This is a genomic window from Hymenobacter agri (genome assembly GCF_054778495.1).
The window spans coordinates 1-11,293 of record NZ_BAAGZM010000083.1 but is presented as its reverse complement, the minus strand read 5'-3'; the positions used below and the strand labels follow the sequence as shown (position 1 = coordinate 11,293).

At 63.5% G+C, this 11,293-nt stretch carries 9 protein-coding genes; all 9 read left to right on the top strand.

Going from position 1 to position 11,293, the window contains the following annotated elements; genetic code table 11:
* Nucleotides 1–2,637, top strand: a 2,637-nt coding sequence (locus ACYVDE_RS06810; protein ID WP_460500731.1) for a SusC/RagA family TonB-linked outer membrane protein, incomplete at its 5' end; no start/stop codon positions are given.
* Nucleotides 2,638–2,681: 44 nt separating this feature from the next.
* Entirely contained in the window at nt 2,682–4,196 is a 1,515-nt protein-coding gene (locus ACYVDE_RS06805; RefSeq protein WP_460500730.1) for a RagB/SusD family nutrient uptake outer membrane protein, read from the top strand.
* A gap of 40 nt (nt 4,197–4,236) precedes the next feature.
* Nucleotides 4,237–5,490, top strand: coding sequence for a PKD domain-containing protein (locus tag ACYVDE_RS06800; protein WP_460500729.1), 1,254 nt, complete (start codon nt 4,237–4,239; stop codon nt 5,488–5,490).
* A gap of 29 nt (nt 5,491–5,519) precedes the next feature.
* Nucleotides 5,520–6,401, top strand: coding sequence for a glycoside hydrolase family 16 protein (locus ACYVDE_RS06795; RefSeq protein ID WP_460500727.1), 882 nt, complete (start codon nt 5,520–5,522; stop codon nt 6,399–6,401).
* 159 nt (nt 6,402–6,560) lie between these two features.
* Nucleotides 6,561–7,397 carry a glycoside hydrolase family 16 protein gene (locus tag ACYVDE_RS06790; protein WP_460500726.1) on the top strand — a complete coding sequence of 279 codons (837 nt, stop codon included), beginning with the start codon at nt 6,561–6,563 and terminating at the stop codon, nt 7,395–7,397.
* A gap of 114 nt (nt 7,398–7,511) precedes the next feature.
* Entirely contained in the window at nt 7,512–8,948 is a 1,437-nt protein-coding gene (locus tag ACYVDE_RS06785; protein ID WP_460500725.1) for a T9SS type A sorting domain-containing protein, read from the top strand.
* A gap of 133 nt (nt 8,949–9,081) precedes the next feature.
* On the top strand, nt 9,082–9,846 hold the full coding sequence (gene tpiA, locus ACYVDE_RS06780) for a triose-phosphate isomerase family protein (RefSeq protein WP_460500724.1): 765 nt from the start codon (nt 9,082–9,084) through the stop codon (nt 9,844–9,846).
* A 99-nt stretch (nt 9,847–9,945) separates the two neighbouring features.
* Nucleotides 9,946–10,299, top strand: coding sequence for a DUF6150 family protein (locus ACYVDE_RS06775; RefSeq protein WP_460500723.1), 354 nt, complete (start codon nt 9,946–9,948; stop codon nt 10,297–10,299).
* Between the two features lie 203 nt (nt 10,300–10,502).
* Nucleotides 10,503–11,264: an ABC transporter ATP-binding protein gene (locus ACYVDE_RS06770; RefSeq protein WP_460500722.1), complete on the top strand. Its 762-nt coding sequence runs from the start codon at nt 10,503–10,505 to the stop codon at nt 11,262–11,264.
* Nucleotides 11,265–11,293: the final 29 nt, after the last annotated feature.

The window sequence follows — 11,293 nt, the reverse complement described above, 5'->3', positions numbered from 1 at the left end:
GCCCCGGGCGGGGCGGGCGGCACGCAGGTGCGGGTGCGCGGCATCACGTCGGCGGGCAACAACTCGCCGCTGTACGTGGTCGACGGGTTTCCGCTGCCTTCGTCGGATGCCAGCGGCAACAGCGTGGAGAACCAGCTCAACGCCATCAATCCCAATGATATTGAATCGATTGACGTACTGAAGGATGCTTCGGCCACGGCTATTTACGGCCTGCGGGCTGCCAATGGCGTCGTCATCATTACCACCAAGCGCGGCAAGGCGGGCACGTCCAGCATCAACCTTGACGGCTACCGCGGGGTACAGCAGGTGTGGCGCAAGCTCGACTTGCTGAATGCCGAGCAGTACGCCGTCATCAACAACGAGAGCCGGCTGGCGCAGGGCTCATCGCCGGTGCAGGACAAGCTGCGCGACCCCAAGTCGCTGGGCGAAGGCACCGACTGGCAGAAGGCCGTTTTCCGGCCCACGGCCGTGATTCAGAGCTACAACCTGGGGGCCTCGGGCGGCAGTGAGAAGGCACGCTACGCGGTATCGGGCGGCTACTTCCAGCAGGATGGCACGCTGAACGGCTCGAACTTCGAGCGTTTTACGCTGCGCGCCAACGGCGACATTGAGCTGAGCAAGCGCGTGAAGATTGGCAACAGCCTGTCGCTGACGCACCTGAGCGACCGGCAGCTGAACACTGGCAACGACGAGTTCGGGGTGCTGAACAACGTGCTGCAGGCCCCGCCCACGCTGCCCGTGTACCGCCCCGACGGTAGCTGGTACGAGGCCACCAAGGCCGACAACTACGTGGAGCCCAACCCGGTGCTACAGTCGCTGATTGCCAACAACAAGTTCAACCGCAACCGGGTGCTGTCGACGGTGTTTGCCGAAGTGGAGCCGGTGAAGCACCTGCGCTTCCGGACCAACGTGGGCGTGGACTTGATTTTTGACAACGGCAGCGGCTTCACGCCCTCGCTGGGCCCCAATTCGCCGCGCAACGGCCCGGGCACGGCCTCGGCCTACGCGTTTTCGAACTACAACCCCGGCTACCTCATCGAGAACACGCTGACCTACGACCGCCTGTTTGCCGAGAAGCACCAGGTAACGATATTGGCCGGGCAGTCGGCGCAGGAATTCAACTTCAACTCGGTGAGCGCCAACCGGGTGGGCTACCTCAGCAACGACCTGCAGCAGCTCAACAACGGCCCCCAAACCAACCAGACCAACGGCGGCACCAGCAGCCAGACGCGCCTGGCCAGCTACTTCGGCCGTGTGAACTACGACTTCGCGGGCAAGTATATGCTGTCGGCCACGCTGCGCTACGATGGCAGCTCGGCCTTTGCACCGGGCTACAAGTTCGGGTTCTTCCCGGGGGCTTCGGTGGGCTGGCGCCTGTCGGAGGAGGCGTTCATCAAGAACATTGCCGTCATCAGCAACCTGAAGCTGCGCGCCGGCTACGGCCGCGTGGGCAACCCACTGAACGCCGGGCAGTTTGCCTACCTGGCTACCATCAACACGGGTATTACGTACCCCTTCGGCCCCGGCAACACGGCCACGGGCACCCAGACCATCAACTCGGGCGCGGCCCCGACCCGTGCCCAGAACACGCAGCTGCGCTGGGAAGACAACGTGCAAACCAACATTGGTTTGGACCTGGGCTTGTTCGGCAACCGCATCGAGGCGACCATCGACGTGTATAACCGCCGCTCGCCCAACCTGATTAACAACGTGCCGGCCTACCTCGTGACGGGTACTTATGAGGCCGTGCCCACCAACTCGCTGGTCTCGTACAACCGCGGCATCGACGTGTCGCTCTCGACCCGCAACCTGAACGGCGGCGAAGGCGGCCTGAACTGGACGACGACGGCCGTGTTCTCGGCCTATAAAAACCAGATTGAAGACCTGGGCACGGGCGGGGTGGCCTTCAACGGCGCCACCAACCGCAACGGGGCCGCCCTGGTGCGCTACGACAAGGGCCAGCCCTTCGGCGCATTCTACGGCTACGTGGCCGACGGCTTGTTCCAGACGCCGGAAGACGTGAAAAACCACGCCACCCAGACCGTGAATGCCGACCCCGGCAAGAGCACCGGCCCCGGCGACATACGCTTCAAGGACCTGAACGGCGACGGCAAGATTACCGATGCCGACCGCACCTTCATCGGCAACCCCAACCCCGACTTCACCTACGGCCTGAACAACACGCTGAGCTGGCACGGGCTGGACCTGAACGTGTTTGTGCAGGGTTCGCAGGGCAACCAGGTGTACAACCTGAACCGTGTGTACACCGAAGGCGGCCTGTACAGCAACGGCAACAGCAGCACCCGCGTGCTGGGCCGCTGGACCGGCCCCGGCACCAGCACCGACGTGCCCCGCGCCATTGCCGGCGACCCCAACCAGAACCTGCGCGTGAGCAGCTACTTCATCGAGGACGGCTCCTACCTGCGCATCAAAACGCTGACCCTGGGCTACAACCTGCCCAAGAGCCTGACCCAGCGCGTGGCCGCCCAAAGCCTGCGCGTGTACGTGACCGGCCAGAACCTGCTCACGCTGACCAAATACACGGGCTTCGACCCGGAGCTCGGCGGACGCGGCATCGACTTTGGCGTGTACCCGCAGTCGCGGGTGTATCTGGCGGGCATCAACATCGGCTTCTAGGAAGCTGCTTCTGGCCCGCCTTCCCACCTTCTAATTCCCACCACATGAATTTCTTTCCTAAAACGGCCACCGTGGGTTTCCTGCTAACGCTGGGCCTGCTGACCACGGCAGGCTGCGGCGAAAAGTTTCTGGACGAAACGCCCCGCGACCAGCTCACGACCCAGAACTTTTACCGCAATGAAACGGATGCCATTCTGGCCACCAACGCGGTGTATTCGCAGCTGAGCCGCAAGGGCCAGTACAACTACTCGCTGTGGGGCATCGGCGATATTATGTCGGACAACTCGAACACCGGCGGCGGCGGCGGCGGCGACGGGGCCGAGGAAATTCAGCTCGACCAGTTCAACATTCCCAGCAGCAACCCCATGACCAGCGCCTTATGGGCCGGCTGCTACGTGGGCATCGGCACGGCCAACCTGGTGCTGCAGAAGGTGCCCGGCATCACCAACATGAGCCCGGACATCCGGACGCGCTGCCTGGGCGAGGCCCAGTTTCTGCGGGCCAAGTACTATTTCGACCTCGTGCGCTGCTTCGGCGATGTGCCCCTGCTGACCACGCCGCCCACTAGCCCGGCCGAGGCCGCCATTCCCCGCACGGCCGCCGCCAAGGTGTACGAGCAGATTGTGACCGACCTTACCGCCGCCAGCGCCAGCCTGCCGAGCAGCTACAGCGGCTCCGACCTGGGCCGCGCCACCAAGTGGGCCGCCATGGGCCTGCTGGCCAAGGTGCAGCTCACGCTGGGCAACAAGGCCGAGGCCGCCCGCCTGGCGCAGCTCATCATCACGACCAGCCCCCACAGCCTGTGGGCCAACTACGGCGACAACTTCAAGCTGGAAAATGAGAACGGCAAGGAGTCGCTGTTCGAAGTGCAGTTTGTGTACGACCCCTCGCAGTCGTACGACTTCAACCACCTGGGCTTCGTGGGCAACGAGTTTTTTGCCCCGCGCGGACAGGGGCTGGCGCCGCAGGGTGGCTACGGCTTCAACATTCCGGAGCCCAACTTCGTGGATGGTTACGAGGCCGGCGACCGCCGCCAGGCCGTCACCATCTTCAAACCCGGCGACCCCTACCCCGCCGGCAGCACCTACCCTTCGCAGCCGGCTAAGCTGGAAGGCTCGCCCAACGGCTACAACGTGCGCAAGTGGCTGGTGCCCAAAAGTGTGACCAACGTATGGGATTCACCCCTGAACTTCCCGGTGCTGCGCTTGGCTGAAATCTACCTCATCGCCGCCGAAGGCCTCGGCGCAACCCCCGATGGCTTTAAGTACCTGAACGTGGTGCGCCGCCGGGCTTTTGGCGAGGATATGGCCAGCACTTCGCCCCAGCCCCACGACCTGAACAGCAGCAACACCGGCGATTTTTCGGCCGCCGTGCTGCGCGAGCGCCGCTACGAGTTGGCCTTCGAAGACGACCGGTGGTTCGACCTCAAGCGCACGGGCAAGCTGCTCACCAACGCCCACCTCATCAGCAAGGGCATCAAACCTTTCAATGTGGTGTTGCCCATTCCGCAGAGCGAGCGCGACGCCAACCCCAACCTGACGCAAAACGATGGCTACTAAGCGCCCCGGTTTTTTCCCACCCCTGCTTTCCTCCGCTCCCATGCTTAGCTCCATTCGTCAATCTGTACTGCTGCTGGCCCTGGGGGCCGTAGCGCTGGGCTCGTGCCGCAAAAAAGAAGTGGACGAGCTGGAAGGCCCGGTGCCGACGGCCAGCTTCACCGTGGCGCTGAACACGACCCAGTTTCCGGTAGTGGCCACCTTCACCAACACCAGCACCGACGGCTTCCTGTACCAGTGGGACTTCGGCGATGGCTCGCCCCTGGCCAGCGGCCGCAACGTGACGCACACCTACACCCTGCCCCGTACCTACCAGGTGAAGCTGGTGGTAGCGGGCCGCGGCGGCACCAGCACCGCCCCGGTTGATGTGACCATTCCGTCGGCCTGCGGCAACGCGGCCTACGCGGCACTCATCGACTGCGGCAAGAACAACGCCACCAGCTGGACGTACTCGGACCAGGCCGGCGCCATTAAGACTTACGCGGCCAACGGCACCACCATCCTGTCGCAGTCGGCCGCGCCGCTGCCCGACTGCCAGGGCGACGACCAGTTTCAATTCGACCAGACGTTTACCTACACCTACGACGGCGGCGACAACTGCGGCGCCAACCTGAACGGGGCCGGCGGCTTCGTCTTCCGCCCCACGGCCAATGGCCTGGGCCAGATTGTGCTGCAGCGTCCGAAGTCATTCATCGGCGTCACGGACTCGGTGGTGAACAAAACCTACGACATCGTGGAGGCCACGGCCACGGTGCTGCGCCTGCGCGGCACCAACCCCAACGGCACCATCACGGAAGTGACGCTGATGCCCACGCCGCCGGTGCTGGTCATCACCGAGCGCCGCCTCACGGGGGGCAGCTCGCGCACCTGGGTGCTCGACAACACGGTGGCCAACACCATCACGGTAGGTACCGAGGCCGACCCTACGGCCTACTTCGCCGGAGGAGCACTGGGCAGCCTGCCCAGCTGCCAGGCCGATGACGAATACACGTTTACGAGCAGCCACAACTTCATTTACGATGCGAAGGCCGAAACCTTTGTAGCGGGCGCCTACTCCTGCCAAGCTCCTCGCTCACTTACCACCACGTTCACCTTCGGCCAGGCAACGGGCTCGGGTGTGGGGCAGTTTGTGTTGGCTTCGCCCAACGCTTTCATCGGGGCCACCGATGCTGGTTCCGACCGCACCTACCGCATCCTGTCTATCAACAACCGCACAATGGTGCTCCGGACGCTGGGTGCCCCTGTGCCGGCCGGTACGCCCGCCACGGTATTCACCCTCAAGCTACGGGTGAAATAAGTTTCCCACTTATCCTTTTCGCTATCCTCATGCTGACGCTATTTCATAGTTCTTCGACCCGTCTTGCGCTTGGCTTCGCCGCCATGGCCCTGGCCGCCGCCGGCTGCACCCAGAACCCGCCCGGCCCCACCATCGTCGAGACGCCCGCCGTCACGCCCGAGCCGGTGAATGCCACCATCATGCCCTACAGCAGCTACCGCACGCTGGCCTGGAGCGACGAATTTGATGGCGCCTCGCTCAATGCCCAGAAGTGGACGCCTGAGATTAAGGACGTGTGGTATAACAATGAGCTGCAGGCTACCACCGACTCGCGCAACAACCTGGCCGTGAACAACGGCAGCCTCGTTATCACGGCCCAGCGCGAAAGCTTCCACGGCCGCAACTACACCTCGGCCCGCATCAACACCAAGGGCCTGCGCGACTTCAATTTTGGCCGCATCGACGTGCGCGCCAAGCTGCCCAAAGGCAAGGGCATCTGGCCTGCCATCTGGATGCTGGGCTCGAACGACAGCCAGGTGAGCTGGCCGGCCTGCGGCGAAATCGACATCATGGAGTTACGCGGCAGCACGCCGCAGGTCAACATCAGCACCCTGCACTTCGGCAACAGCGTGGCCACCAAGCCCCAGCCGCTTTCCACGACCTATACGCTGCCCGGCGGCCGCGATTTTTCACAGGACTTCCACACCTTCAGCCTCATTCGGGCGCAGGATAAGCTGGAGTGGTACGTCGACAGCGTAAAGTACTTCACGGCCACGCAGTCGCAGGTATCGCCCTACCCCTTCAACAACCCGTTCTATCTGATTCTGAACGTGGCCGTGGGCGGCGATTTCGACGGTAACCCCGACGGCACCACCACCTTCCCGCAGCAGATGCAGGTGGACTACGTGCGCTACTACAAATACAAAGAATAGGCGGGCTCCGGCCCGCCGCTCGCGCCGGCCGGGACCGTGGTGGGAATCCCCGGTCGGCAAGGGCCCTGGTCGCCGGCCCGCATGGGCTGGCGGCCAAATGGCCTGCCGCACTGGCTCCCGGCAGCTCCCGGCTACTGTTTTTGCTTTCTCTTTCTCCGCATGATTTCGACTCTGCTCCCTGGTTTGCTGCTGCTGCTTGGTGCCGGCGGCACCGCGCCCGCCCCAAAGGCTCCGGCGGCCGCGCCGCGATATACATTCACCAAGCTGGCCTGGAGCGACGAATTCAACTACACCGGCCTGCCCGACTCGGCCAAGTGGACCTACGACGTGGGCGGCCACGGCTGGGGCAACAAGGAAGAGCAGTACTATACCAAAAAGCGCCGCGAAAACGCCCGCGTCGAGGGCGGCAACCTCATCATTGAGGCCCGCAAGGAGGCGCTGGTGGCTGGCAATCCGTACACCTCGGCGCGGCTCGTCTCGCGCGGCAAGGGCGGCAGCCAGCTCTACGGGCGTTTCGAGATTCGGGCCAAGCTACCGGCCGGCCGGGGCACCTGGCCCGCCATCTGGATGCTGCCCGACAAGAACCTGTACGGCAACAAAGGCTGGCCCGACAACGGCGAAATCGACATCATGGAGCACGTGGGCTACGACCCCAACGTGGTGCATGCCACCACCCACTGCAAGGCCTACTACTTCCGCCTCAATACCCAGAAAACGGGCATCACCAAGCTACCCGACGCTACGACCACCTTCCACGTGTACTCGGTGGAATGGACGCCCGAGACCATCACGGCCCAGGTCGACGGGCAGTTGTACTTCGCCCACCGCAACGAGGGCACCGGCTGGGAAACCTGGCCCTGGGACCAACCCTTTCACCTGCTGCTCAATATTGCCGTGGGCGGCGAATGGGGCGGCCAGAAGGGCATCGACGAAGCCGCCTTCCCGCAGCAGATGCTGGTGGACTACGTGCGGTTTTATCAGATGAGCAAGTCCTGACCCTGGCTTTTGGTAGTTGGTTTTTGGTTGGTTGTTTTAACTGGCCCCTTCTACCAAACACCGAAAGTCATTCGCAAAAAAATCAAATTCCACCAACCCAAAACCCACCATCTCATGAACAACTTTACCAAACTGTTTGCCACGGCCGCCCTAGTGGCCGCCAGCAGCGCCGCGGCCTCGGCCCAGACGCTGTACGACAACTTTGAAAATACCCGCCTGGTGAGCTACCCCGTGGTAGAAGGCACCCTGACGCAGAACGTGGCCAACCCCGGCAGCAGCACCGTGAACAGCAGCAGCACCTGCGCTTCCTACGCGCGGGCTGGCGGCGCGCAGTACGCCGTGCTGGTGGTGAAGCCCAACAACGCGAAAATGCTCGACGTAGCGGCCTACGCCACCGGCGGCGCCAAGCGCATCAGCGTGAAATTCCGAAGCCCGGCGGCGGGCGTGACGGTGGCGGCCGTGCTGCAAAACAGCACCAAGTCGAACGCGCAGCCCTACCCCGGCGGCAAGTTCGGCACCGAGTACACGGCCGTAACGACCAAGGTCAACGACTGGGAAATCCTCACCTTCACGCCCAGCGCAGCCAGCGCCGGCAACTTCGACGCCACCGTAACGTCGGCCGACATCGACCAGATGCTGTTTCAGGTAGCGCCCAACTCCAACAACGCCGCCACTTACTACCTCGACGACATCATGGGCCCCGAGCTGCAGGCCGTGGCCCCGCCCACCAACCTGGCCGTGCGCCAGCTCTACGACAACTACGATGGTACCCGCGCCGTGAAGTACATCGCCTATAAAACGGCCGGTGCCCTCAAACTCGACACGCTGAACCCCGCCCCCGGCGCCGGCAACACCAGCGCCCGCGTGGCCCGCTACACCCGCTCGACGCAGCAGTACGACTCGTGGGTGCTGCAGCCCCGCGGCGCGGCCCTGAACGACGTGACCAACTTCCGCAACAACACCCAGCGCATGTCGCTGAAGGTGTATAGCCCCGCCCCCGGCATCGTGTTCCAGATTACGCTGCAGGACTCGACCGTTGCCGGCGCCACCAACTACCCGGCCGGCCGCAACTCGGAATACACCGCCACTACCACCGCTACCAACGCCTGGGAAACCCTCACCTTCAACTTCGTGAACTCGCCCAGCGCCACGCCCAACACCGGCCTGAACGAGATTGTGCTGCTGGTAGCGCCCAACACCACGGCCCGCCGCAAAATCTACGTCGACGACTTCTACGGCCCCAGCCTGGTTGGTTTTGTGCCCACCGCCACCCGCACTGTGGCATCCGATTTCGCCGCCTTCGCGCCGGCCTTCCCCAACCCCACCTCGGGCCGCACGCAGCTGCCCTTCAGCCTGAAGAAAGCCGCCAGCGTGAGCCTGGCCGTGTACGACAACCTGGGCCGCCGCGTGGCGGAGCTGCTGACCGGCGAAACCCGCGCCGCTGGCTCGCACACCGCCGAGCTGGACGCTGCTACGCTGGCCCCCGGCCTCTACACCTGCCGCCTGACCGTGGACGGCGTGGCCCTGAGCCGCCCCCTGAGCGTGGAATAACCTTCTTCCTTTCCGCCTTTCAGCCGCAAGCCCTCGCCAATCTGGCGGGGGCTTTGCGTTTGGAGGCCGCCAAGCCCGGTTTGCCCCTAGCTTTGCGGGCTCTAACTCATTTTATTCCCTGAACCACCTGATTATGCGCCAGAACCTTGTTGCCGGCAACTGGAAAATGAACCTGACCTACCCCGAAGGCCAGGCATTGGTTACTGAACTCGCCACCATGGCCGGCCCGGCCGTGGCCGCCCCCGACGCCCCGGCAGTAGTGCTGTGCGTGCCTTTCCCTTACCTGGCGGGCATCAAGCAGCACCTGCCCGAGAGTGGCTTCCACCTCGGCGCCCAGAACTGCCACCAGAAGGAAAGCGGCGCCTTCACGGGCGAAGTGTCGGCGCGCATGCTGGCTTCGGTGGGCTGCGAGTACGTGATTCTGGGCCACTCCGAGCGGCGTCAGTACTTCCACGAAACCGACGACCTGCTGGCCCAGAAGCTGAAAGCTGCCTTGGCCGCCGGCCTGAAGCCCATTTTCTGCGTGGGCGAGTCGCTCGAAACTCGTGAGGCCGACGAGACGTTCGCCTTCATCGGTAAGCAGCTGGAAGATGGCCTTTTCCACCTCAGCAACGAGGAGTTTGCGCAGGTAGTGGTAGCGTATGAGCCCATCTGGGCCATTGGTACGGGCCGCACGGCCACCAGCGCGCAGGCGCAGGAGGTGCACGCCTTCATCCGCGAGCGCATTGCCCGCGCCTACGACGCCGAAGCCGCCCTGAACACCACCATCCTCTACGGCGGCTCGGCCAACGCCCAGAACGCCAAGGAGCTGTTCAGCCAGCCCGACGTGGACGGCGGCCTCATCGGCGGTGCCTCGCTGAAAGCGGCCGACTTTACCACCATCATCGAGTCGTTTTAAGCAATGTTGAATTTTTAGGGTTGAGGGTTGAGTTGCAGACGTAGTGCGGCATTGCCTTTGTCATTCAGCCCTCACCATTCAATCCTCAGCCCTTCTCACATGCTTTCTTTTCTCCTGAGTTTCCTGCTGGCTTTCGCCCCGGCCAAAGCACCGGCCGCCGGCCCGCTCGAGCCGTGCAAAATATTCGGCTCGGTGTACCTCGAAACCGACCCGGCGCGGCGCGGCTACTGTTTCGGCACGGTGTACGTGGAGCCCGAGGAGGCCTTTGCCGACGTGCTGGTGTTCAAGGAGCAGAACAAGCTGTTTGCCGACAAGCCCGGGCTGTGGGCCGATGCCCCCGCCCGCGACTTCGCCGACTACGTGCTGCTGGTGGTGAAAGACCGCAGCCGCGCCGATTTCAGCATTCACTACACCGACGTGCGCTCGTTTGCGGGCTGCAAATCGAATAACTAGCGGCCCCGACGAGCAAAAAAGTAGAACGTCATGCTGAGCGCAGTCGAAGCAACTCTACCGCAGTAGTAATTAAATCGAACAACCGACGATTAAAGGTCAACGATTGAAAATACTGCTGCGGCAGAGCTGCTTCGGCTGCGCTCAGCATGACGTTCTTTTTTACTGATTATCATTACGATTCCGCATTTCCCCTTCCTTTCCTAATGGAATTAACCCTACAAAGCATCACCAAAACCTTCGGCCCGAAAACTGTGCTGCGCGACCTGAGCCTGACGGCCGGCCCCGGCATGTGCGTGGGCGTGCTGGGCCGCAACGGCGCCGGCAAAAGCACGCTCTTCAACCTGCTCACCAACGTGCTGCTGCCTACCAGCGGCCAGATATTCATCGACGGCGAGGCGATGGGCGAAACCTTCCCCGTGGCGGTGAAGCGCCGCATGGGCGCGCTCGTGAACCAGGGCTACCTCGTAGAGGAGCTCACGGCCGAGGAATACCTGGAGTTCGTGGCCCGCATCTACGAATTGCCCGATGCGCAGGCGCGCATTGCCAGCCTGCTGGGCCATTTGCTGGAAGACTACGACACCGTACGCCGCAAGCGCCTGAGCACCTTCTCGACCGGTATGAAGCAGCGCGTGGCCATTGCCTCCTGCCTGCTGCACCGCCCCGAGCTGCTGATTCTGGATGAGCCCTTCAACGGCCTCGACGTGTTTGCCGCCGACCGCGTGCTGAGTTTGCTGCGCAGCTACCAGCCGCAGGCCCTCACGTTCGTGTCGTCGCACAACCTGGGCCACATTGAGCAGTTGGCTACCCACCTGCTCATCATCGATGAGAGCGCAGTGAAATTCTGGGGCACGATGGATGAATTTGCCCACGGCGAGCGCGCCGACCTCGGCGATGCCCTGCTGCAGCTGTTGCACCCCGCCACCAACCAAGCCCAGGACCTGACATGGCTGACCTCGCAACGCTAGCGCCCGCCACCGCCGGCGCGGGCCGGCTC

Excerpts from the sequence above, each read along its gene's own strand:
- ACYVDE_RS06805 (WP_460500730.1), top strand. The coding sequence starts at position 2,682 with ATGAATTTCTTTCCTAAAACGGCCACCGTGGGTTTCCTGCTAACGCTG.
- ACYVDE_RS06800 (WP_460500729.1), top strand. The coding sequence starts at position 4,237 with ATGCTTAGCTCCATTCGTCAATCTGTACTGCTGCTGGCCCTGGGGGCC.
- ACYVDE_RS06795 (WP_460500727.1), top strand. The coding sequence starts at position 5,520 with ATGCTGACGCTATTTCATAGTTCTTCGACCCGTCTTGCGCTTGGCTTC.
- ACYVDE_RS06790 (WP_460500726.1), top strand. The coding sequence starts at position 6,561 with ATGATTTCGACTCTGCTCCCTGGTTTGCTGCTGCTGCTTGGTGCCGGC.
- ACYVDE_RS06785 (WP_460500725.1), top strand. The coding sequence starts at position 7,512 with ATGAACAACTTTACCAAACTGTTTGCCACGGCCGCCCTAGTGGCCGCC.
- tpiA (WP_460500724.1), top strand. The coding sequence starts at position 9,082 with ATGCGCCAGAACCTTGTTGCCGGCAACTGGAAAATGAACCTGACCTAC.
- ACYVDE_RS06775 (WP_460500723.1), top strand. The coding sequence starts at position 9,946 with ATGCTTTCTTTTCTCCTGAGTTTCCTGCTGGCTTTCGCCCCGGCCAAA.
- ACYVDE_RS06770 (WP_460500722.1), top strand. The coding sequence starts at position 10,503 with ATGGAATTAACCCTACAAAGCATCACCAAAACCTTCGGCCCGAAAACT.